18 protein-coding genes are annotated in these 22,047 nt (G+C 65.8%); 11 read left to right on the forward strand and 7 right to left on the reverse strand.

All coding sequences use genetic code 11. From position 1 onward, the window contains the following. Positions 1-23: 23 nt before the first annotated feature. On the forward strand, positions 24-944 hold the full coding sequence (locus KUV81_RS17385) for a DMT family transporter (RefSeq protein ID WP_222545155.1): 921 nt from the start codon (positions 24-26) through the stop codon (positions 942-944). 43 nt (positions 945-987) lie between these two features. Beyond that, complete coding sequence (locus KUV81_RS17390; protein WP_222545156.1) at positions 988-1,497, forward strand: MerR family transcriptional regulator; 510 nt, start codon at positions 988-990, stop codon at positions 1,495-1,497. Positions 1,498-1,539: 42 nt separating this feature from the next. Here KUV81_RS17390 and KUV81_RS17395 read toward each other — a convergent pair whose 3' ends face one another. After that, entirely contained in the window at positions 1,540-2,070 is a 531-nt protein-coding gene (locus KUV81_RS17395) for a DUF2062 domain-containing protein (RefSeq protein ID WP_222545157.1), read from the reverse strand. Between the two features lie 74 nt (positions 2,071-2,144). Here KUV81_RS17395 and KUV81_RS17400 point away from each other — a divergent pair, with 74 nt between their 5' ends. The 5 genes from KUV81_RS17400 (at position 2,145) to kdsB (ending at position 8,053) form a co-directional block, all read left to right on the forward strand. Then, positions 2,145-4,319: a DNA internalization-related competence protein ComEC/Rec2 gene (locus KUV81_RS17400; protein ID WP_261389488.1), complete on the forward strand. Its 2,175-nt coding sequence runs from the start codon at positions 2,145-2,147 to the stop codon at positions 4,317-4,319. Positions 4,320-4,402: 83 nt separating this feature from the next. Further along, positions 4,403-6,151, forward strand: a complete 1,749-nt coding sequence (gene msbA, locus KUV81_RS17405; protein WP_222545159.1) for a lipid A export permease/ATP-binding protein MsbA — start codon at positions 4,403-4,405, stop codon at positions 6,149-6,151. Between the two features lies 1 nt (position 6,152). Beyond that, positions 6,153-7,133: a tetraacyldisaccharide 4'-kinase gene (lpxK, locus tag KUV81_RS17410; RefSeq protein WP_222545160.1), complete on the forward strand. Its 981-nt coding sequence runs from the start codon at positions 6,153-6,155 to the stop codon at positions 7,131-7,133. Beyond that, positions 7,130-7,309, forward strand: coding sequence for a Trm112 family protein (locus KUV81_RS17415; RefSeq protein ID WP_222545161.1), 180 nt, complete (start codon positions 7,130-7,132; stop codon positions 7,307-7,309). The genes lpxK and KUV81_RS17415 overlap by 4 nt, the downstream gene beginning before the upstream one ends. Positions 7,310-7,312: 3 nt before the next feature. Further along, positions 7,313-8,053 (forward strand): 3-deoxy-manno-octulosonate cytidylyltransferase, encoded by a 741-nt coding sequence (gene kdsB / locus KUV81_RS17420; RefSeq protein ID WP_222545162.1) that lies wholly within the window; start codon positions 7,313-7,315, stop codon positions 8,051-8,053. 62 nt (positions 8,054-8,115) lie between these two features. Here kdsB and KUV81_RS17425 read toward each other — a convergent pair whose 3' ends face one another. From KUV81_RS17425 to KUV81_RS17450, 6 genes are all read right to left on the reverse strand, one after another. Beyond that, the gene (locus KUV81_RS17425) at positions 8,116-8,502 is read right to left on the reverse strand and encodes a hypothetical protein (RefSeq protein WP_222545163.1); all 387 of its coding nucleotides are present in this window, start codon (positions 8,500-8,502) and stop codon (positions 8,116-8,118) included. Positions 8,503-8,505: 3 nt separating this feature from the next. Next, positions 8,506-9,369 (reverse strand): MBL fold metallo-hydrolase, encoded by an 864-nt coding sequence (locus tag KUV81_RS17430; RefSeq protein WP_222545164.1) that lies wholly within the window; start codon positions 9,367-9,369, stop codon positions 8,506-8,508. A 135-nt stretch (positions 9,370-9,504) separates the two neighbouring features. Then, positions 9,505-12,549, reverse strand: a complete 3,045-nt coding sequence (locus KUV81_RS17435) for an efflux RND transporter permease subunit (RefSeq protein ID WP_222545165.1) — start codon at positions 12,547-12,549, stop codon at positions 9,505-9,507. After that, positions 12,542-15,772: an efflux RND transporter permease subunit gene (locus KUV81_RS17440; RefSeq protein ID WP_222545166.1), complete on the reverse strand. Its 3,231-nt coding sequence runs from the start codon at positions 15,770-15,772 to the stop codon at positions 12,542-12,544. The genes KUV81_RS17435 and KUV81_RS17440 overlap by 8 nt, the downstream gene beginning before the upstream one ends. A gap of 10 nt (positions 15,773-15,782) precedes the next feature. Next, a complete protein-coding gene (locus tag KUV81_RS17445; RefSeq protein ID WP_222545167.1) occupies positions 15,783-16,862 on the reverse strand; it encodes an efflux RND transporter periplasmic adaptor subunit in 1,080 nt (359 codons plus the stop codon). A 205-nt stretch (positions 16,863-17,067) separates the two neighbouring features. Next, on the reverse strand, positions 17,068-18,354 hold the full coding sequence (locus tag KUV81_RS17450; protein ID WP_222545168.1) for a citrate synthase: 1,287 nt from the start codon (positions 18,352-18,354) through the stop codon (positions 17,068-17,070). 435 nt (positions 18,355-18,789) lie between these two features. On the opposite strand from KUV81_RS17450, the gene sdhC reads away from it, so the two are divergent. From sdhC to KUV81_RS17470, 4 genes are read left to right on the forward strand one after another with little or no spacing between them, the layout of a single operon-like run. After that, positions 18,790-19,167, forward strand: a complete 378-nt coding sequence (gene sdhC / locus KUV81_RS17455; protein ID WP_409995576.1) for a succinate dehydrogenase cytochrome b556 subunit — start codon at positions 18,790-18,792, stop codon at positions 19,165-19,167. Beyond that, positions 19,161-19,508: a succinate dehydrogenase, hydrophobic membrane anchor protein gene (gene sdhD, locus KUV81_RS17460; protein WP_222545170.1), complete on the forward strand. Its 348-nt coding sequence runs from the start codon at positions 19,161-19,163 to the stop codon at positions 19,506-19,508. Before sdhC ends, sdhD begins: the two co-directional genes overlap by 7 nt. Next, entirely contained in the window at positions 19,509-21,269 is a 1,761-nt protein-coding gene (gene sdhA / locus KUV81_RS17465; RefSeq protein WP_222545171.1) for a succinate dehydrogenase flavoprotein subunit, read from the forward strand. A 13-nt stretch (positions 21,270-21,282) separates the two neighbouring features. Continuing rightward, positions 21,283-21,990: a succinate dehydrogenase iron-sulfur subunit gene (locus KUV81_RS17470; protein ID WP_222545172.1), complete on the forward strand. Its 708-nt coding sequence runs from the start codon at positions 21,283-21,285 to the stop codon at positions 21,988-21,990. The last annotated feature ends 57 nt before the right edge of the window (positions 21,991-22,047 follow it).

Below are 22,047 nucleotides of genomic sequence, written 5' to 3' on the forward strand. Positions count from 1 at the left end.
TTATGTTGTTACCGGAGCGGTGCATGGCCCCTCGACCCCTTATCTCCCTGGCCCCTAAGGCTGCGCCCTGGCGCTGGTCCCTGACGGACCCGACCCGGGGCGTCCTACTGGCCCTCGTATCTTCGGCGCTCTTTGTGCTGGTGGGCGCCCTGGTGCGTGTGCTGAGCGAGGGGATTGGGGTGTTTCAGATCTTGCTGGTGCGACAGGGGGTGTTTGTCCTCTTGCTGCTGCCGCTGATGTGGCGCCTCGGCCCGGCGCTGTTCCACCCCCGTGATGGCCTGCTGCACGGCGTCCGCATTATTGGGGCCTTTGCCTCCCTGGCCCTGGGCTTTTTGGCGGTCAGCAACCTGCCCCTGGCGGACGCCACGGCCCTGGGGTTTACCCAGGTGCTCTTTGTGGCGCTCATCGCTCGGCTCTGGCTTCGGGAGTTGGTGGATCTGTCCCGCATGGTGATCCTGGGGGTGGGCTTTGCCGGCGTCTGCCTGGTGATCCAGCCCCAGTTCGCCGACCCTGCCTGGCGCTATGTTCTGGCAGGCTTGGGCGCCGCCCTGGGGGCTGCCGTGGCCGCCACCTGCGTACGCCGGCTGGCCCAGCGCAGCTCCCGTACGCTGCTGCTGAGCTACCAGGCGGTGCTGGTGGGTTTGGTGGCCCTGGGGCCGGCTCTAGCGCAGTGGCGCTGGCCTACGACGGAGCAGTGGGGCCTGCTCCTGTTGGTGGGCGGGTTGTCGGCCTTGGCCACCTGGCTTGGGGTGAGCGCCCTGAAACACGCCGAGGCCAACCTGGTGAGCAACGTCGGTTACGTGCAGATCCTCTACGCCCTGGTGTTGGGGTACGCCCTCTTTGGCGAGGTGCCCAACGCCCTGGCTTTGGCGGGTGTGGCCCTGTTGTTGGCCAGCGTGGCGGTGCCCCTGGTGGCTTGGCGCCGGGGCAAAGGGAGTCGATAATGACCCCAATGCTTCAAACCTCGATGATCAAGGCGATTCCCCGATGTTGACCGTGACTCAGTTGGCGCGTCAGGCCAAGCTGTCGCGCACCACGCTGCTCTACTACGAGCGGGCGGGGCTGTTGAGCCCCACCACGCGTTCCGACAGCGGCTACCGGCTCTATGGCCCCGAGGCCCAGGCCCGGTTGGCGCAGATCGCCGCTTACCGCAGCTACGGATTGCCGCTGGCGCGCATCCGCCAGTTGCTGGAGGGGGAGGACAGCGGGCAGCCCAAGCTGCTCAAGGAGCACTTTCACCAGCTGGAGCAGGAGATCGCCCGGCTGCGGGCCCAGCAACGGGCCATATTGGCGGTGCTGGAGCCGGGGCTGCCGCTGCCGGAGCAGGCGGTCACCAAAGCGCGCTGGGTGGCGATCATGGCCGCTTCGGGCTTCGACGAGGCGGCGATGCGCGACTGGCATCGCAACTTTGAGCGGATGGAGCCCGAGGCCCATCAGCAGTTTCTTGAGTCCCTGGGCATCGATGACGCGGAGATCCGGCGCATTCGCCAGTTGTAGGGGGGCAGGGTGTGACAAAGGGGCCATGGGGCCCCTTTGTTGTTACTGGTCGAACCCGCCGCGGCGCAGGTCCCGGCGTTTACGCCAACTGAACAAAATGGAGTAGCGCCACAGGCTGTTGATCACCAGGTAGGTGAAGCCCGCGCTGGCCAGTCCCAGCAGGGCGCAGCCGAACAGGAAGGGGGGGCCGAAGGAGTTGAGGCTCTCCATCAGCCAGTGCCAGCTCAGCTCAAAATGGAAGCCGGTGCGCTCCCAATCCAGCGCCCAGGTACCGGTCAGGTAGGCGGCGTAAAACATGATGGGCATGGTGATCGGGTTGGAGACCCAGACGGTGGCCACCGCCAGGGGCAGGTTAACGCCCACGGTGATCGCCACCAGGGCGGCCACCACCATCTGAAAAGGGATGGGCACCCAGGCGATCAGCACGCCCAAGGCCAGGGCGCCCGACGCGGAGCGGCGATTGAGGTGCCAGAGATTCGGCCGCTGCATCCAGGGTCCCAGATGACGGAGGCTCTTATGTTGGCGGATCACTTCCGGATCCGGCATGAATCTCTGGATCGTCTTCTTTGGCATAGTGCGTCAGTATCACCTAAACGTTCAGTGTGAACGGATTCCTGATGGGCTGGGTAACCGCTTTAGCGCTGGCCATGGTGTGGCCGGGCTTACTCCCTATGCCCTTTATTCTTATCAGTATACCCGCAGTGGTATTACTTCGGCGTTCCCCCTTTTGGCTGGGGGTGACGCTGGGGTTGGTGCTGCTCCACTGCCAGGCACATCGGTTGGTCCATCCCGAGCGCCCGCTCTCGCCCGGCACCGTCACCCTGGTGGCGACGGTGGCGTCGCTGCCGACCGGCGACGAAATATATCAGCGATCCGATTGGCAGGTCGAGCAAATTGATGGCGCCGAGCCGGCCCCCTGGTGGCCGAACCGCGTTCGTTTGGGCTGGTATCGGGGGCCGCCGCTGGCCCAGGGGGAGCGCTACCGACTGACGGTCACCCTGAAGGCCCCCCACGGCGTGCTCAACCAGGGCAGTGGTAACCGACGACGCCAACTGTTGGCCGATGGGGTCAGCGCCACCGGCTACGTGCGGGAGGGCAGCCGGCTGTCCGCCGAGCGACACTGGCGGCAATCCCTGGCGGACACCCTGGCCACCCAAACCGCGACTCTGCCCCAGGGAGACCTCATCCGCGCTTTGGTGCTGGCGGACCGGCGGGGACTGGACGAGGCGCGCTGGCAAAGCCTTCGGGCCTCCGGCCTGATGCACCTGGTGGCCATCTCCGGGCTGCACCTGACCATCGTCGCCGGCCTCTGCCTGGGCCTCGGTCGGGTCCTTTTGCCCCGGCTCTGGCCGGATCCCGCCGGTCGGGGGCGCCCCCTGGCCTGGGTGCTGGCGGCACTTGCGGTGTTGGGGTACGGGGCCCTGGCCGGGTACGGACTGCCCACCCGACGGGCGGCGGTGATGGTGATCCTGGCCCTGGCGCTGTTGTGGCGGGGCCGGGACGCCCGGCCCTGGGAGATCCTGCTGCGGGCCGCCGCCCTGGTGCTGCTGTTTGCGCCCCTGGCGGCATTGAGCGCCGGCTTCTGGCTCTCCTTTGGCGCGGTGGCCACCTTACTGCTGCTCAACTGGGCCCGCCCCTGTGGTCAGGGGGCCTGGGCGCGCCTGGTTCACCTGGTGTATCTGCAAAGCGGTTTGACCCTGGTGCTGGTGGCGATACAGGGGTTCTGGTTTGGCAGCTACACCTTGAATGCCCTGTGGGCCAACCTGCTCATCTTGCCCCTGTTTTCCCTTCTGATCCTGCCTGTCTGCCTGCTCTGTGGCTTGCTGGCCCTGGCCGTACCCCAGTGGGCGCCGGTACTGTTGCAATGGGCGGACTGGAGCCTGGCGCCGCTGGTTTGGGTGGCCGAGGCCAGCGAGTCCGCCTCTTCGCACTGGCCCTGGCTGGCGGGGCCGATGCCCGGCAGCGCCTGGTGGATGCTGGCGCTGCTGCTCCTGGCCCTGGTGCTGGTGGTGCTGCGGCCCTGGCGCGGCTGGGCCTGGCAGGGGGCGCTGCTGTGCCTGCCGCTGGCGAGCGCCCTGGCGTTTCCCGCGCCGGGATGGCGATTGCACCTGCTGGATGTGGGCCAGGGACTGGCGGCGGTGGTGGAGCGCCAAGGCCGGTATCTGCTCTATGACACCGGGGCGGCCTTCCCCAGCGGCTACAGCTACGCCCGCCAGGTGGTGCTGCCCTTTCTCCACGCCCGAGGCGCCAGCGAGTTGGATCTTCTGGTGGTCAGCCACGGGGATAACGACCACGCAGGTGGCCTCGATGCCATCACCGGGGCGATGCCGGTGGCCCATCATCTGGGCTATGGCGGGGCGCCCTGTCACCGCGGCCCCAGCCACTGGCAGGGGCTTCGTCTGAGCTGGTGGCAAGCGAACCTTGCCGGCAACAATGGCTCCTGCACCTTGCGCATCGACGACGGTCGCCACAGCCTGATGCTGCCCGGAGACATGGAGTCCGCCGCCGAGCGGCGGATGCTCAATGCCGGGGCCGTGGGCCCAAGCACCGTGTTGGTGAGTCCTCACCATGGCTCCGCCAGTTCCAGCTCGGCCCCCTTTGTGCAGGCCCTGGCCCCCCAGTGGGTGCTGGTGCCCGCCGGCTGGGGCAACCGCTGGGGCTTTCCCAAGGCGGCGGTGCGGGCCCGCTATGAGGCGCTGGACAGCCAAGTCTGGGTGTCCGGCGAGGAGGGGCAGATCACGGTGCACTTCCCCCCGGAGGGGGCGGTGAGGGCGGTCAGCTACCGTCGCCATCGCGCCCCCTGGTGGTATAACCGCCAGTAAGGGCCAAAATGTGGGGTAGCCATTGGTATCCCCTACGCTGGGGAGTATGATGGCCCCTTTGGAATCCAAGCCTTAAGGCGTTCATGAGCGCAGATAATCAGAACCAAGCCTGGCCCACCTTCAAGCGGCTGTGGCCCTACGTCCTGCCCTACAAGATGGCCTTCGTCGCCGCCATCCTGGCCATGGCGGTGTACGGCGGTGTGGATGCCGCCATGATCTACCTGGTCAAGCCGCTCATCGACAGCGGCCTGGCGGAGGGCAATGCCAGCACCTTCAAGTGGGCGCCCCTGGTGGTGGTGGGCCTCTTTATGGTGCGGGGCCTGGGCAACTTCGTCTCCACCTACTGCATGGCCTGGGTCTCTCAGCACGTGATCCGCGCCATGCGCCAGGCGGTGTTCGAGAAGTACCTGAAGCTGCCGGTCACCTTCTTCGATAACCGCTCCAGCGGCGACCTCATCTCCAAGATCACCTACGACACCGAGCAGGTCTCCCGGGCCTCCTCCAACGCCCTGATCAGCATGGTGCGTGACGGCTTCACCGTGATCGGCCTGCTGTTCATCATGTTCTGGCAAAGCTGGCAGCTGTCCGCCATCTTCTTCCTGGTGGGGCCCATCGTGGCCTGGGTGATCACCGTGGTAAGTCGGCGCTTCCGTAAGATCTCCAAGAACATCCAGGCGGCCATGGGGGGCGTGACCAGCGCCTCGGAGCAGATGCTCAAAGGCCACCGCAACGTGCTGGCCTTCGGCGGCCAGGAGGTGGAAGCGGAGCGCTTTGCCAAGGTCAACAACCGCACCCGGCAGCAGAACATGAAGCTGGCGGCCGCCCAAGCCATCAGCCAGCCGGCGATCCAGATCATCGGCTCCATGGCCCTGGCGGTGGTGCTCTTTGCCGCCAGTTTCCCCAGTGTCCTGGACAGCCTCACCCCGGGCTCCTTCGTCGCCATCATCGGCGCCATGATGGGCCTGATGACGCCGGTCAAACACCTGACCCGGGTCAACGCCGAGTTCCAGCGGGGCATCGCCGCCGCGTCCAGCGTGTTCGAGGTGCTGGATGAGATGGAAGCGGCGGACAACGGCCAGACCGAGCTCAAAAACGTCCGGGGCGAGGTGCGCTTCGACAACCTGAGCTTCCGCTACACCCCCGAGAGCGACAACGTCCTCAAGGCGATTGACCTCACCATTCCCGCCGGTCAGACCCTGGCCCTGGTGGGCCGCTCCGGCTCCGGCAAGTCCACCCTGTCGAGCCTGTTGCCCCGCTTCTACGAGACCGACCAGGGACGCATCACCATCGACGGCGTCGATGTCCGTGACGTCACCCTGAGCAGCCTGCGCAGTCAGATTGCCCTGGTCTCCCAGCAGGTGATCCTGTTCAACGACAGCATCGCCAACAACATCGCTTACGCCTGTGACGATAAGGTCACCCGGGCGCAGATCGAGGCGGCGGCCGAGGCGGCCCACGTAATGGACTTCGTCAAGGACCTGCCCGAGGGGCTGGACACCCTGGTGGGGGAGGACGGCGTGCTGCTCTCCGGCGGTCAGCGCCAGCGCATTGCCATCGCACGGGCCCTGCTGCGGGACGCCCCGATTCTGATCCTCGACGAGGCCACCTCGGCGTTGGACACCGAATCGGAACGCGCCATCCAGGCGGCACTGGAGACCTTGCAACAGGGACGCACCAGTCTGGTGATCGCCCACCGCCTCTCCACCATCGAGAACGCCGACCAGATTGTGGTGATGGAGAAGGGCCAGATCGTCGAGCGCGGCGACCACGCCGAGCTGATGGCCCACGGCGGGATCTACGCCCAGCTGCAGCAACTGCAGGCAGGGGAGTAGGATGAGCCAAGCGCTGGAGCGGGCCTGGCAGCAGGGCCATCCCGCCCTCTACCTGCTCGCCCCTCTGACCGGGCTTTTTGCGCTTATCAGCGGCCTGCGCCGCTGGGCCTACCGCCGTGGCTGGCTCAAGGCTGAGACCCTGCCGGCGCCCGTGGTGGTGGTGGGCAACATCAGCGTCGGCGGCAATGGCAAGACCCCCACGGTGCTCTACCTGGTCGAGCTGCTCAAACGCGCCGGCTACCGGCCCGGCATCATCAGCCGGGGCTATGGCGGCAAGGCGCCCCACTATCCCCTGGCGGTCACACCCGAGACCCCCGCGGCCCAAAGCGGCGATGAGCCGGCCCTGATGGCCCAGCGCAGCGGCGTGCCCGTCGCCGTGGGCCCGGACCGGGTGGCCGCGGCGCGCCTGCTGATTGACCGGGGCGATGTGGACATCCTGGTCAGCGACGATGGCATGCAGCACTACCGCCTGGCCCGGGATCTGGAGATCGCCGTGGTGGACGGTCAGCGCCGCTTCGGCAATGGCCACCTGCTGCCCATGGGGCCGCTGCGGGAGTCCCCGGCTCGGCTGAGCCGCTGCGCCATGGTGATCTGCAACGGTGCCGAGGCCCAATCGGGCGAGTGGGCCATGACCCTGGTGCCTGACCAGTGGCAACGGGTGGACGGCAGCGGCAGCGAGTCGCCGGCTGAGCCGCTGGTGGCCATGGCCGGGATCGGCCATCCGCCCCGGTTTTTCGACACCCTCAAGGGGCTGGGGCTGAGCTTAAGTGCTTGTCACGGCTTTGCTGATCATCAGGCCTACGAGGCCGACACCCTGGCCGCGCTGACCCCGGATGGCAGTGCCCTGGTGATGACTGAGAAAGACGCGGTCAAGTGTCGCGCCTTTGCCCGCCCCAACTGGTATTACCTACCGGTAACTGCTAGTTTGGGGACCGATTTTGATACCGAATTTTTGCGTCAACTGAAGGAAATTGCTCGATGAGCTTTGACAACAAGCTGCTGGAGATCATCGCCTGCCCGGTGTGCAAGGGCAAGCTGGAGTACGACCGTGAAGGGGATCGCCTGATCTGCAAAGCGGATCGTCTGGTGTACCCCATCACCGAGGGGATCCCGGTGCTGCTGGAAGACCGCGCCGAGCCCTACCGCGACGAGGCCTGAGCCATGGGTTTCGTGGTGGTGATCCCCGCTCGCTACGCCTCCACCCGGCTGCCGGGCAAGCCCCTGGCGGCCATTGCAGGTAAACCGATGATCCAGCACGTGGCCGAGCGCGCCCAGGCCGCCGGTGCCGAGCGGGTGATCGTGGCCACCGACGATCAGCGGGTGGTGGACGCCCTGGACGGGGTGTGTGACGTGTTGATGACCTCACCGGATCATCAAAGCGGCACCGAACGTCTGGCGGAGGTGGTGGAAACCCTGGCCCTGGCGGACGACACCATAGTGGTCAATGTCCAGGGGGACGAGCCGCTCATTCCCGAGGCCAACATCCGTCAGCTGGCGGACAACCTGGCTCAGGGGCAGGCCGGCATGGCCACCCTGGGGGTGGCCATCGAGGACGCCGAGGAGATGCACAACCCCAACGCGGTCAAGGTGGTGTGCGATGGCGCCGGTCACGCGCTCTACTTCAGCCGGGCTCCCATCCCCTGGGACCGGGACGGGTTCGCCGAAGGACCCAGCGTCAGCCCCGGTGCCCTGCGCCATGTGGGGATCTACGCCTACCGGGCCGGCTTTATCCGCCAGTACGTGGCCTGGCCGGTGAGCCCGCTGGAGACCATCGAGTCGCTGGAGCAGCTGCGGGTGCTCTACCAGGGGGAGAAGATCCACGTGGCGGAAGCCATCGAGCCGCCCCCGGCGGGGGTGGACACCCCCGAGGACCTGGAGCGGGTGCGACAGCATCTCGCCTGAGGGCCGACACAAAAAACGCCGCGCAACTGCGCGGCGTTTTTTGTGGGTTGTGGCCAGGGCGCTCAGTTGTGGTACTCCGGCCAGAGCTCCTCCTGGGCCGCAGTGATCCGTTGGTCCAGCACCTCGGTGGGGGGCGTGCCGCCGAGCAGGGTAAATGTGACCACCAACTGCACGGCCAGCACCAAAGAGCCGATCAGCAGCCCCCGCCAGTAGCTGGTGTCCAGCAGCAACGAGAAGGCGAAGGCGGCCAGCAGCAGGGAGGCGAGCCAGGCCAGGGAGTCGTCGTCGATGTAGCCAAAGGCGAGGTCCTGCAGGGCGACCGCGGCGACCACCGCCAACAGCGCCGCCCACCAGCTGGGGTTGCCCACCCGCAATACACGACAGCCCACGTAGACAGGCAACAGCGCCAGCACCAGGCCGCCGAGAACGAACAGGGCGAGTGCGATCATGGCTTACTCCTCCATCTCCCGCCATAGGGTGTCGATCCATCGCGTTTCGCTGATGAAGGACCAGGACCAGTCGCGGTAGGCCTCGGGCATGCCGGCGGCGTGCCACGCGTCCTTGGGCTGGCCCTTCATGGACTCGGCCCAGCGCAGGGAATCCTCGAGCATGGTGAGAAAGCGGGACAGGTCGGCCTTGTTGGCCAGATCACCGTGGCCGGGGATGATGAGGGTCTGGTCGTCGGTCCAGCGAAGCGCTTCCCTTACCCTTTCAGTATAGCCCCGAACCGTCCCCCCATGGGTTTGATCTACATAGGGAAAACGGTCTTTAAAGAAGAGATCGCCCATGTGCAGCACCCCCTGCTCCTCGAACCACACCAGGGCGTCGCCGTCGGTGTGTCCGGCGCCGAGGTGGATCACCCGGATCCGCTGGCCGTTGAAGTGCACCTCGATGCCGTCGTCAAAGGTGACCACCGGCCACTGCTCGGGGCTGACCTTGGGATCCGCCTTCAGGTGCTTGAGCACGTTGTGGTGAGCAAAGACGGTACCGTCGCGGCCGAAGTGGGCGTTGCCCCCGGTGTGGTCCCCGTGGTGGTGGGTGTTGATGACAAAGCGCACAGGCCCGGGCTGGATCTCGGCCAGGGCCGCCTCGATGCGCTTGGCCAGGGGGGCGAACTGATCGTCGATCAGCAAAAGACCGTCTTCGCCGCTGCTGACGCCGATGTTGCCGCCGGCGCCGGTGAGCATGTGGATCCCCGGACGCAGCTGCTGCGCTTCGATGGTGACATTGGCAAAGCGGTCGTTGGGGTTCGGGGCCTGGGCGGCCAGGGCGGTGGTGCTCCACAAGAGCAGAAACAGCTGTCCGTAGCGTATCATTCCATGATCTCCCTCAGTGCTGGCCCTCTAGGCTAGAAGGTAATGGGGATTTTTGCCAGCCAAAGAAATGGTTAGAGGCATAAACCCGGCGAATGGGCCGTAAAGGAAGCCGGACCCGAGGGCCCGGCTTTTTTGTTACAGCCAGCTGGGCAGGGTGCGGGCCCGCCAGGCCAGCACATTGCCCACCCCGGTGGCCACCCGGTGACGCAGACGGCACAGCATCAGGTAGAGGTAGGGCACCAGGAACAAGCTGGTGAGGGTGGAGAAGGCCAGGCCACCGATGATGGCGATGGCCATCGGGGTGTAGCTGGGACCGCCCCCGGCCAGCCGGGTGTCGTTGAGCGCCAGGGGCAGCAGGCCCAGGATGGTGGTGGCCACCGTCATCATCACCGGACGCAAACGAGTGACCGCAGCGTCGAGGATCGCCTGGCGCATCCGGGTCAGGTCCGGCTCCCGCTGGTTGATCTGATCCACCAGCACGATGCCGTTGTTCACCACCACCCCCATCAGCACCAGGATCCCGATCATCCCCATGATGCTCATGTCGGTGCCGGTGAGCAGAAAGGTCCAGAACACCCCGGTGATGGAGAACAGGATGGAGCTGATCACCGCAGTGGGCAGCAGCAGGGATTCGAACAGTGCCGCCATCACGATGTAGATCATCGCCACCGCCAGCAGCATGTTGGTGACCATCAACGCCTGGCTCTCGTCCTGGTACTGGAAGCCGCCGCCGAAGCTGTAGCTGTACCCCTCGGGCAGGGCCACGGTGTCCATCAATGCGGTGATCTCCTCCCGCAGCTGGTCGAAGTCCTTGCCGTCAACGTTGGCGCCGATGGCCAGGGCGGTCTGGCGTCCCTCGTGGCGGATCTCCTCCAGCCGGGCCTGCTCGGTCAGGGTGGCCACCTGCTCCAGGGTGATCACCCGCCCGGCCACCCGGCCCAGGGGCAGTTCACGCAGCTGGGTCAGTGACTGGCGCCACTGGGGCTGCCACATCAGCTTGATCTGCACCTCGCCGTTGGGATCGTGGCGGAAGGAGCGCAGGGTCTGGCCCCGAAGGGCGGTGGCCAGCAACTGGGCGCTGTCCTGGAGGCTGAGCCCCAGTCGGGCCAGCTTGTCCCGGTCGAAGCGCACCACCAGCTCCCGCTGGCCGCCGTTCAGGTCTGAGCGCACGTCCGACAGCCCCTCGATGCGGGCGATCATCGGGGTGATCTGTTCCGCCAGCTCGATAAGGGTGGTGGTGGAGCGGCCCCGCAGGTAGAAGCGCATGCCCCGGTCGTCGCCCCCCTGCCAGCCAAACTCCGGTTGGGCGTAGGCGTACTTGGGGAAGCCCTCGCGGATCTCGGCCATCAGCTCCTTGCGCGGCATCGGCAGGGGATCGGTGAGCAGCAAGGTGGTCTGCAGGTTGTCGGCGGAGAAGTAGCTGTACACCGACTCGATGCCGAAGCGCTCCTGGTTGGCGTACAGGTAGGCCTCCATCTGGTTGATCATCCCCTCGGTCACCCGCAGGCTGTGACGCCCCTCCAGGTGGTAGTTGATGAACAGCCGATCGTCGCCGCCGTCATCGTCGTCCGCCATCTGCATCTGGGACAGGGGCAGGGCGGTGCTGGCCAGCAACAGCAGGGCGATGGCGCCGGCGCTTTTCGGGTGGTCCAGGGTCCAGGCCAGGGCGCGCTTGTACCGCGGGGCCTTAGGCACCCGGGCGGTCTGGCCGAAGTGGCCGAAGCGGTAGAGCAGCAGCGGCAGCAAGGTGCGGGAGATGAGCAAGCTGGCCATCAGCGACAGACAGATGGCGATGGCCACGTGCTCCAGGAACACCGTCAGCTGCACCTTGACGCCGAAGATGTTGGGCAGGAAGACGATGGCGGTGGTCAGGGTGCCGGCCATCACCGCCAGGGCCACCTTGTCCACCCCGCCGGTAACCGCTTTGAAGCGGTCGCTGGGGTCCTGCTGCAGCACGCTTTCACTGACCACCACGGCGTTGTCGATCAGCATCCCCACCGCCAGCAGCAGCCCCATCATGGAGAGGATGTTGAGGGTGTAGCCCAGCAGGTACATCACCCCCAGGGTGATCCCCACCGACAGGGGGACGGAGACCACGATGAGCGCCGTGGTCAGCGGGTTGCGCAGGAACAGGAAGAGCACCAGGAAGGAGAGCCCGGCGCCCATCAGACCGGCGCTGGCCAGGTTGCTCAGGGAGGATTTTACTCCGTCGGCCTGGTCGTCCATCACGAACAGTTCGATGCCGTCAAACTGCGGGTTGTCCCGGGCACCGTCGACCACTGTCAACACCCGGTCTGCCACCGCCACCAGGTTGGCGCCGGACTCCTTGAACACGTCCAGGCCCACGGCGTACTCCCGGTCCAGGTGACGCCCGTCCACCATCTCCGGCAGGCTGTAGTCGATGTCGGCGATCTCCCCCAGGGTGACGCCGCGCACCACCGTCAGGTCGCGGATGGCGTCCAGCGACCGGTACTCCCCCTTGGGGGAGACCTGCCACAGGGCGGAGCCGGTGCGCAGATCCCCGGCGCTAACCACGAAGTTCTGCGCTGCGAGCTGCTGGGCCAGCCAGTTGGGATCGATGCCGGCGGCGGTGATCCGCTGGGCGTCCAGGCGAATCTGGATCTCCTGGGGCTGCACCCCGTAGAGGTTCACCTTGGAGACCCCGGCCAGGCGCTCGATGGGGCGCTTGAGCTGCTTGTCCAGCAGGTCCCAGGCGCCGGACAGATCCCGGGCGGAGGAGAGACGCAGGGTCAGGATCGGCATGTCGGCGGTGGAGAACTGCCAGAGCATCACCCGCTCGACGTCGCTGGGCAGCAGGTGGCGCACCGAGTCCACCCGTTCGCGCACCTCCACCACCTTGCTGGCGATGGACTCGTCCCAGTCGAAATCCATCCGCACCCAGGACTCGGTCTGGCTGGAGCCGGAGGTCATCCGCTTGACCCCGGACAGGGTGGCCAGGGACTCCTCCAGCACCGCGGTGATCTCCCGCTCCACCTCTTCCGGGGAGCCGCCGTTGTAGGGCACCTGTACGGTGATTTGGGGGATCTCCAGTCCGGGCCACATCTCCAGGGGCAGCAGCCGGGTGGCCACCAGCCCCAGCAGCAGCAGGGCGACGAAGCCCATGGTGACGGTCACCGGGCGTTTCAGTGCCAGGGCGGTCAAACCGTTGGGATTAGCCATGGGCCACCTCCGGTGCGCGCTCGGCACGGTCAAACAGGGCGTAGAGCACCGGCAGCACCACCAGGGTGAGCAGGGTGGACAGCGCCAGGCCGAAGATCACCGTCACCGCCATGGGGGCGCGCAGCTCGGCGCCTTCCCCCAGCCCCAGCAGCATGGGCAGCAGCCCCAGGGTGGTGGTCAGGGTGGTCATCAGGATGGGACGCAGGCGGCTCTCGGCGGCCTGCTCGATGGCGGACAGGCGGCTGTGCCCCTGGGCCCGCAACTGGTTGATGCGATCCACCAGCACGATGGCGTTGTTCACCACGATGCCGCACAACATGATAAGGCCGATGAACACCAGCACCGACAGGGCGGTGCCCGTCAGCCACAGGCCCAGCACCGAACCGGCCAGGGCCATGGGCACCGCCGCCAGGATCAGCAGCGGGTGCAGCAGGGACTCGAACTGGCTGGCCATCACGATGTACACCAGGAACACCGCCAGGGCCAGGGCGATCTTGAGCGAGGTGCTGGACTGCTCCATCTCCTCGTTCTGACCGCCGAAGCGCACCTCGATGCCCGAGGGCAGGGCCAGGCTGCTCAGCAGCTGACGGGCCTCGGCCACCCCTTCGCTCAGGGTGCCCTGACTGAGGCCGGCGCTGACGATGGCCGCCCGCTGCTGGGCGATGCGGTTGATGGCCGCCGGGCCCACGGTCTGCTCGACGGTGGCCACCGCATCCAGGGGGATGGGGCGGGCGGCACCGGGGTTGACGATAAGGGCGCGAATGTCCGCCACCTGGCGGCGGGCGCTTTCGTCCGCCCGCACCCGGATGTCGATCTTGCGGTCATTGAGGGTGTAGCGGGAGGCCACGGTGCCCCCCACCAGGGTGGCGATGCGGGCCGCCACGTCCGGCGCGGTCAGTCCCAGGGCCGCCAGGCGGGCGTGGTCGAAGTGGATGGCCAGCTCCGGCTGGCCGTCCCGCAGGCTGTTGGTGACGTCACTGAACTGGCCGTGGGCCTGCAGCGCCTTGGCCAGGGTGGTGCTGGCGTCTTTGAGGCGCTCCAGATCGTAGCCGGACAGCTCGATGGCCAGGGGCTGCTTGAAGGTCAGCAGTTGCGGCTGTTTGAGCTCCGCTTCCAGGTCCGGGATGCGGCGCACCTCGTCCCTCAGCACCGCCATCACCTTGGCCTGGGCGTTGGGATCGGTCAGCACCACTTGGAGCCGGCCCCAGTTTTCACCGCTGCGTCTGGAAGCGGAGGAGAGCAGGGCGGCACTGCCGGCCTGGGAGTAGGCGTGGTGCACCTCGTCCATGGTGAGGATCGACGCCGCCAGGCGGTCCAGCACCCGGTCGGTGTGGCGCACATCGGTGCCCGGGGGCAGCTGGACCTCCAGGTAAAACTCCCCCTGGTTCATCGGCGGGATGAGCTCCATTCCCAGCCGCGGCAGCAGGGCGGCGGCGGTGCCGGTGATGCCAATGGCCAGGGCCAGGGTCAGGCCACGGTGGCGCAGGGCCAGGCCCAGCAGCTTGGGGTAGAACCAGGCCAGCGCCCCGTAGAGCTTCTCAAAGGCCCAGGCCAGGGGGGCAAAGAGCCAGCCACCCAGGCGCTTTATCTGGCGCCCCAGCACCAGCGCAACGGTGAACAGCAGCGCCGGCAGGTAGCGAAACAGCACCACGAAGGGCAGGGCAAACACCGTGGAGGAGGCCTGGCGCACCCGGCCCCAGGCGGTGGTGGGTTTGGCCTTGGGGGCGCGCTCGGCGCCCTGGGGCCACTGGAACCCCCGACGGCCGGCCAGCATGGGGATGGCCGTCAGGGCAACAAATAAGGAGGCCACCAGGGCAAAGGCGACGGTGAGGGCTTGGTCGCCAAACAGTGCCCCGGCCACCCCCTCAACAAAGAGCAGGGGAACAAACACCGCCAAGGTGGTCAGGGTGGAGGCGGTGATGGCACCGCTCACCTCGGCAGTCCCCCGGTGGGCGGCACCGGCGCGATCCTCCGGGGTGCGCTGCCGGTGACGGTCGATGTTCTCCAGCACCACGATGGCGTTGTCCACCAACAGGCCCACCGCCAGGGCGATGCCCCCCAGGGACATCAGGTTGAGGCTGATGTCGGCGAAGTACATCAGGTTGAAGGTGGCCACCACCGAGATGGGGATGGACAGAGAGATGATAAGGGTGGGGCGGATGTCCCTCAGGAACAGGTAGATCACCAGCATTGCCAGCACGGCACCGATGAGCGCGGCGGAGGTGACCTCGTCGATCGCCCCCTGGATAAAGCGGGACTGGTCGTAGAGGACGGTGATGTTGCGGGCGTCGGGACGCTCGGCCAGTTGGTCGAGCTTGGCCCGTACCGCCTGGGCCACCGCCACCGCGTTGGCGTCGCCCTCCTTGTAGATCGCCACCTCCACCGCGTCCATGCCGTCTACCCGGGAGACGTCGGTGCGCTCGGCGTAGCCGTCCCGCACCTCGGCCACATCCCGAAGGCGCACCAGGCGGCCCTCCTGGTGGTAGACGATGACGTTGGCCAGGGTCTCGACGCTGTCGAACTGGTTCAGGGTGCGCACCAGCAGCTCCTGGCTGCCCTGGGTGAGCTTGCCGGCGGAAAGGTTGATGTTCTCGGCGCCGATGCGGCTGACCAGGGCGTCGGGGCTGAGGTTCAGCTGGGCCAGCTTCTCCTGGTCCACCAGGATCTGCACCTCGCGGACCAGGCCTCCGGAGGGGCGCACCGAGGCCACCCCGGGCACCGCTTCGAGCTGACGTTTAAGATCGTCGTCCGCCCAGGTGCGCAGGGCGATCAGGCTGGCCTCATCCTGGGTCTGGGCTTGCACCCCCAGGCGCAGGATCGGGTCCAGGTTGGGGTTGAAGCGCAGGATCAGCGGCTTGTCGATGTCCAGGGGCAGCAGGATGGCGTCCAGCTTCTCCCGGGTGTCCAGGGCCGCCAGATCCATGTCGGTGCCCCATTCGAACTCCAGCTGGATGTCCGACAGACCGGCCCGTGAGGTGGAGTTCATGCGACGCAGACCCTTGACGATCCCCACCGCCTCCTCGATGGGTTTGGACACCAGCTGCTCCACCTCGATGGGGGCGGCCCCGGGATAGAGGGTGCGCACCGTCAGGGTGGGGTAGTTCATCTCCGGCAGCAACGTGACCGCCAGACGGGAGAAGCCCACCATGCCGAACAGCAGCAGGGTGAAGATCCCCATCCAGACGGTGACCGGGCGTTTGATGGCGGTTTGGATCAGGCTCATGGTCGGCTCCTCAGCGCTGGGCCGCCAGCTGGAGGGTGTCGATCACCTCCACCTGGGCCTCATCCTTGAGCTGGTGCTGGCCGCGCACCACCACCTGTTCGCCCACCGCCAGACCGGTGAGGATCTCCACTGACTCGCCGTCTTCGTAACCCAGGGTCACGGTGCGGCTCTGGGCCTGGCCTTCGGCCACCACGAACACCGCGTGGCCCTGGTCCTGGCGCAGCAGCGCCATGCGGGGGACCACCAGTGTGTTGTCGTGGGTGTCAAAGCGCAGACGGGCGCGGCTGAACATCCCCGCTTTCAACAGGCCCCGGGGGTTGGCCACCTCCAGGGTGATCTTGAAGGTGCCGGTGTCGGCATCCACCACCGGGGCGATGCGCAGCACCTTGGCCGGCTGAACCTGGGCCAGACCGGCGATGGTCAGTTGTGCCTCCTGGCCGGGGTGGACCCGCGCCAGCTCCCGCTCCGGCAGGTGCAGGATCCCGTGCAGGGTGTCCTGCTGAACGATGTGGAACAGGGAGTCGTACTCGGCGGCCATCTTGCCCCGCTTGACGAAGCGCTTGGCCACCACGCCGTCGATGGGGGAGACCACGGCGCTGTACTCCAGCTGCAGGGCGGCGATGTCCCGCTCCGCCAGGGCCGCCTGACGGCGGTACTTGAGCTTGGCCAGGGTCTCCTGGCTTACCAGCTGCTGGTTGGCTATGGCATTGAGCCGCTCCAGCTCCTGGTCGATGACGTCCAGCTCTGCCTGAGCCTTGTCCAGGGCCAGACGGTAGCGGCGGGAGTCGATGCGGGCCAACACCTGACCGGCGCTGACCGATTGCCCCTCCTCAACCTCGAGGGACTCGATGATGCCACTGACGCGGCTGACCACCTGGGCCTCTTCCGGGGCCTCCAGGGTGGCGGTGGTGCGGTAGAAAGCGGAGATGCTGTCCCGCTGGACAGCCTGGGTTTCCACCGGCAGGCGCGGGGCGGTCTCTTCGGCTTCGGTCTCGGTGGCGGCGGTGTCCACGGCGTCGTCGGCCGCAGGTTGACCGCACCCTACCAGGGCCAGCAGCAGGAGCAGGGCGGGGGCGCGATGGTATGACATGGTGACTTTCCCTAATCGTGTTGATCGACGGCCTGATAATGCAGGGGTCGTGCCAACTGAAAAATCACTTTAAATACAATTGCTTGTCATTTGGTGTTGAGGATGTAATGGCGGCTTTAAGCAGATGTTGCGCAAATGGGCCACCCCTTGGCGTAAGGCACTAAAAAGCCAGCCCGAAGGCTGGCTTGTTGGACCGGGGGAGCGCTTAGCGCTGGTTGCCGGGCACGTAGTCGCGCTGGGGCGCGCCGGTGTAGAGCTGGCGCGGACGGCCGATCTTGTGGCCGGGCTGGCTCAGCATCTCCTGCCAGTGAGACACCCAACCCACGGTGCGGGACAGGGCGAAGATCACGGTGAACATGGAGGTGGGGATGCCGATGGCCTTCATGATGATGCCGGAGTAGAAGTCCACGTTGGGGTAGAGCTTCTTGTCGATGAAGTACTCATCGGACAGGGCGATGCGCTCCAGCTCCATGGCCACGTCCAGCAGCGGATCCTGGATGTTCAGCTCCGCCAGCACTTCGTGGCAGGTCTCACGCATCACAGTGGCGCGGGGGTCGAAGTTCTTGTAGACCCGGTGACCGAAGCCCATCAGGCGGAAGGGATCGTTCTTGTCCTTGGCCCGGGCGATGAACTCGGGGATGCGGTCCACGGAACCGATCTCCTCGAGCATGTTGAGGCAGGCCTCGTTGGCGCCACCGTGGGCCGGACCCCACAGGGAGGCCACGCCGGCGGAGATGCAGGCGAAGGGGTTGGCACCGGAGGAACCGGCCAGACGCACGGTGGAGGTGGAGGCGTTCTGCTCGTGATCCGCGTGCAGAATAAAGATGCGGTCCATGGCGCGCTCGATCACCGGGTTGACCACGTACTCCTCACAGGGCACGGAGAACATCATGTTCAGGAAGTTGCCGGCGAAGGAGAGGTCGTTACGCGGGTATACGAACGGCTGACCCAGGTTGTACTTGTAGGCCATGGCGGCCAGGGTCGGCATCTTGGAGATCAGGCGGATGGCCGCCACGCCGCGGTGGTGCTCGTCGTTGACGTCCAAAGAGTCGTGGTAGAAGGCGGACAGGGCACCGACGACACCACACAGGATGGCCATCGGGTGCGCGTCGCGACGGAAGCCGCGGTAGAACTGGGCCAGTTGCTCATGCACCATGGTGTGGTAGGTCACCAGGGTCTTGAACTCCTGCATCTGGGATTGGCTGGGCAGCTCGCCGTTGAGCAGCAAGTAGCACACTTCCAGGTAGCTGGACTGGGTGGCCAGCTGATCGATGGGGTAGCCGCGGTGCAGCAGAATGCCGTTGGCGCCATCGATGTAGGTAATTTCAGATTCACAGGAAGCGGTCGCCATGAATCCCGGGTCGAAGGTGAAGTAGCCGCTCTTGCCCAGGGTGCTGATGTCGACCACATCGTGACCGGCCGTCCCTGACTTAATAGGCAGTTCCACGGGCTCCTGACCGGGGACCTGAAGCTTGGCGATATTGTCTGCCATAGCTGGTTCTCCTTACTTCTTTATAGTTATCTGTTTCGTCACAGTGGCGCCATTCTACGTGACGCCCTTCACAAAAGGCAATTCGCAAACCGGGAAATTGGTCGCCTTTGCCCCCGAAGTGGGTTCGAAAGAATGCGCTTTTGCGGCGAATCCACAGGCGCGGATGAAAATCCCAGAAATCCCAAAAGTGTGATGTTTGTATTTGTCTGGGGGCCTCTGTATACTGGCCGCGAACCTCCCCCGGACGCCCGGTAATGCTGGGTTTTAAGGGTGATTTTCTAGCCAGTCAATCAGACGAAAGTGGAGCGTGTCTCTGCCCGGGTCGGTGGTTTCAAGTGGTGGCCAAAAGTCTGTTTTTTCCCATTGACAGGGCTTATGGGGCTGCTACGGGAGATAATGATAACTATTGCTCAATGGAGCTGAGTGAGCAGAACTGTGAATAAGCAAAGACCTGTCTATCTGGACCTGCAACAGATCCAGTTCCCGGCGACAGCCATTGCGTCGATCCTGCACCGCGTGAGTGGTGTCATCCTGTTTGTTTCCATCGCGGTGCTGCTGTGGCTGCTGGCCACCTCCCTGGGATCCGCCCAGGGCTTCGCCACCGTATCGGAGATCATGAACAGCCTGATCGCCAAACTGGTTGTCTGGGGGATCCTGACCGCCCTGGCCTACCACCTGTGCGGTGGCATCCGTCATCTGCTGATGGATCTGGGCCACTTCGAAGACTCCATGGAAAGCGGCAACGCCTCCGCCAAAGCCGCCATGGCCGTGACCGTGGTGCTGTCCGTACTTGCGGGGATCTGGTTATGGTAAAGAATGCAGCCACCCTCGGACGCAGTGGCGTCCACGACTTCGTCCTGCTGCGCGCCAGCGCCATTGTGCTGGCCAGCTACGTCCTCTTCCTGGTGGGCTACCTGGTGCTCACCCCCGAGCTGACCTTCGCCACCTGGCAGAGCCTGTTCAGCGGCACCGCCATGAAGGTCTACACCCTGCTGGCCCTGGTGGCCGTGCTGGTGCACGGTTGGATCGGCCTGTGGCAGGTTCTGACCGACTACATCAAGCCGGTGGGCCTGCGTGCGTTTTTGCAGTTCGCCATCAACCTGGTTCTGCTGGCCTACCTGTTCGCCGGCGTCGTGATCCTGTGGGGTGTGTAAGTGACTATTCCAACTAAAGAATTTGATGCCATTGTGATTGGCGCAGGTGGCGCCGGCATGCGCGCCGCCCTGCAGATCTCCAAAGAAGGTAAGAGCTGCGCCCTGCTGTCCAAGGTGTTCCCGACCCGCTCCCACACCGTGTCTGCCCAGGGGGGCATCACGGTGGCGCTGGGCAACGCCCACGAGGACAACTGGGAATGGCACATGTACGACACCGTCAAGGGCTCCGACTACATCGGTGACCAGGACGCCATTGAGTACATGTGCAAGACCGGCCCCGAGGCGATCATCGAGATGGAGAACATGGGCCTGCCCTTCTCCCGCTTCGAAAATGGCAAGGTGTACCAGCGCCCCTTCGGCGGTCAGTCCAAGAACTTCGGTGGCGAACAGGCCGCCCGTACTGCTGCTGCCGCCGACCGTACCGGTCACGCCCTGCTGCACTGCCTCTACCAGCAGAACGTTAAGAACAAGACCGAGGTGTACTCCGAGTGGTACGCCCTGGACCTGGTGAAGAACCAGGACGGTGCCGTGGTGGGCTGTACCGCCATCGACATCGAGACCGGCGAGATCGTCTACTTCAAGGCCAAGGCCACTGTGCTGGCCACCGGCGGTGCCGGTCGCATCTACGCCTCCACCACCAACGCCCACATCAACACCGGTGATGGTGTCGGCATGGCCCTGCGCGCCGGTGTGCCGGTGCAGGACATGGAGATGTGGCAGTTCCACCCCACCGGCATCGCCGGTGCCGGGGTGCTGGTCACCGAAGGGTGCCGCGGTGAAGGCGGTTACCTGCTGAACAAGGACGGCGAGCGCTTTATGGAGCGTTACGCCCCCAACGCCAAGGACCTGGCCGGTCGCGACGTGGTGGCCCGCGCCATCATGACCGAGATCCGCGAAGGCCGCGGCTGCGATGGCCCATGGGGCCCCCACGCCAAGTTGAAGCTGGACCACCTGGGCCAGGAAGTGCTGGAGTCCCGCCTGCCGGGCATCTGTGAACTGTCCCGCACCTTCGCCCACGTCGACCCGGTCAAAGAGCCCATCCCGGTGATCCCCACCTGCCACTACATGATGGGCGGGATCCCTACCAACGTGCACGGTCAGGTGATCGACGCCGATGAGAAGCCGGTCCAGGGTCTGCTGGCGGTGGGCGAAATCGCCTGTGTGTCCGTACACGGTGCCAACCGCCTGGGCGGCAACTCCCTGCTGGACCTGGTGGTGTTCGGTCGTGCCGCCGGCATGCACCTGGGCGAGACTCTGGATGCCCAGGGCGAAGCCCGCGACGCTTCCGAGTCCGACCTGGACGCCGCCATGGCCCGTTTCAACCGCTGGGAGACCAGCAAAAACGGCAACGGCGAAGATCCGGTTCAGATCCGCAAGGACCTGCAGCAGTGCATGCAGCTGAACTTCTCCGTGTTCCGTCAGGGCGAGGCGATGGCCCAGGGCCTGACCGAGCTCAAGGCGATCCGCGAGCGCCTGCAAAGCGCCAAGCTGTCCGACACCTCCAAGGCGTTCAACACCCAGCGCATCGAGTGCCTGGAGCTGGACAACCTGATGGAGACCGCCGTGGCCACCGCCATGGCCGCCAACTTCCGGACCGAGAGCCGTGGCGCCCACTCCCGCGAAGACTTTGTCGACCGGGACGACGAGAACTGGCTGTGCCACAGCCTCTACAACCCGCTGACCGGTGAGATGACCAAGCGCGACGTCAACATGACGCCCAAGCTGCGCGACGCCTTCCCGCCGAAGAAGCGCACCTACTAAGGAGGGGCAGAGAATGAAATTGGAAGTTTCTGTCTACCGTTACAACCCGGAGAGCGATGCCCGGCCCAAGATGCAGGACTACACCCTGGATCTGCCGGAAGGCTCCGACATGATGGTGCTGGACGTGCTGTTGCTGCTCAAGGAGCAGGACCCGTCCCTCTCCTTCCGCCGCTCCTGTCGTGAAGGGGTGTGCGGTTCCGATGGCATCAACATGAACGGCAAGAACGGCCTGGCCTGCATCACTCCCATCTCCACCTTCCAGGGCAAGAAGCTGAACATTCGGCCGCTGCCCGGCATGCCGGTGGTGCGGGACCTGGTGGTGGACCTGACCCAGTTCTACACCCAGTACGAGAAGGTGAAGCCCTACCTCATCAACGACGGCAAGACCCCGGCCCGGGAGCACCTGCAGTCGCCGGAGGAGCGCGCCAAGCTGGACGGCCTGTACGAGTGCATCCTCTGTGCCTGCTGCTCCACCGCCTGTCCCTCGTTCTGGTGGAACCCGGACAAGTTCGTTGGCCCCAGCGGCCTGCTGCACGCCTACCGCTTCCTGGTGGACAGCCGCGACACCGCCACCGACGAGCGTCTGGGCGAGTTGGACGACGCCTTCAGCGTGTTCCGCTGCCACGGCATTATGAACTGCGTAAACGTCTGTCCCAAGGGGCTCAACCCCACCAAGGCGATTGGCCACATCAAGTCCATGCTGCTGAACCGCGCCGTCTGACGATGACTGCATACGTCCTGCTTATGGATTGAAGAAAGGGCCACGCCTTCCTGACCG

It is taken from the genome of Ferrimonas balearica (genome assembly GCF_019802085.1).
In the GTDB taxonomy this organism is placed as follows: Bacteria; Pseudomonadota; Gammaproteobacteria; order Enterobacterales; family Shewanellaceae; genus Ferrimonas; species Ferrimonas balearica_B.

Coding starts and splice junctions, on each gene's coding strand:
- KUV81_RS17385 (WP_222545155.1), top strand. CDS start 24: ATGGCCCCTCGACCCCTTATCTCCCTGGCCCCTAAGGCTGCGCCCTGG.
- KUV81_RS17390 (WP_222545156.1), top strand. CDS start 988: ATGTTGACCGTGACTCAGTTGGCGCGTCAGGCCAAGCTGTCGCGCACC.
- KUV81_RS17395 (WP_222545157.1), bottom strand. CDS start 2,070: ATGCCAAAGAAGACGATCCAGAGATTCATGCCGGATCCGGAAGTGATC.
- KUV81_RS17400 (WP_261389488.1), top strand. CDS start 2,145: ATGGTGTGGCCGGGCTTACTCCCTATGCCCTTTATTCTTATCAGTATA.
- msbA (WP_222545159.1), top strand. CDS start 4,403: ATGAGCGCAGATAATCAGAACCAAGCCTGGCCCACCTTCAAGCGGCTG.
- lpxK (WP_222545160.1), top strand. CDS start 6,153: ATGAGCCAAGCGCTGGAGCGGGCCTGGCAGCAGGGCCATCCCGCCCTC.
- KUV81_RS17415 (WP_222545161.1), top strand. CDS start 7,130: ATGAGCTTTGACAACAAGCTGCTGGAGATCATCGCCTGCCCGGTGTGC.
- kdsB (WP_222545162.1), top strand. CDS start 7,313: ATGGGTTTCGTGGTGGTGATCCCCGCTCGCTACGCCTCCACCCGGCTG.
- KUV81_RS17425 (WP_222545163.1), bottom strand. CDS start 8,502: ATGATCGCACTCGCCCTGTTCGTTCTCGGCGGCCTGGTGCTGGCGCTG.
- KUV81_RS17430 (WP_222545164.1), bottom strand. CDS start 9,369: ATGATACGCTACGGACAGCTGTTTCTGCTCTTGTGGAGCACCACCGCC.
- KUV81_RS17435 (WP_222545165.1), bottom strand. CDS start 12,549: ATGGCTAATCCCAACGGTTTGACCGCCCTGGCACTGAAACGCCCGGTG.
- KUV81_RS17440 (WP_222545166.1), bottom strand. CDS start 15,772: ATGAGCCTGATCCAAACCGCCATCAAACGCCCGGTCACCGTCTGGATG.
- KUV81_RS17445 (WP_222545167.1), bottom strand. CDS start 16,862: ATGTCATACCATCGCGCCCCCGCCCTGCTCCTGCTGCTGGCCCTGGTA.
- KUV81_RS17450 (WP_222545168.1), bottom strand. CDS start 18,354: ATGGCAGACAATATCGCCAAGCTTCAGGTCCCCGGTCAGGAGCCCGTG.
- sdhD (WP_222545170.1), top strand. CDS start 19,161: ATGGTAAAGAATGCAGCCACCCTCGGACGCAGTGGCGTCCACGACTTC.
- KUV81_RS17470 (WP_222545172.1), top strand. CDS start 21,283: ATGAAATTGGAAGTTTCTGTCTACCGTTACAACCCGGAGAGCGATGCC.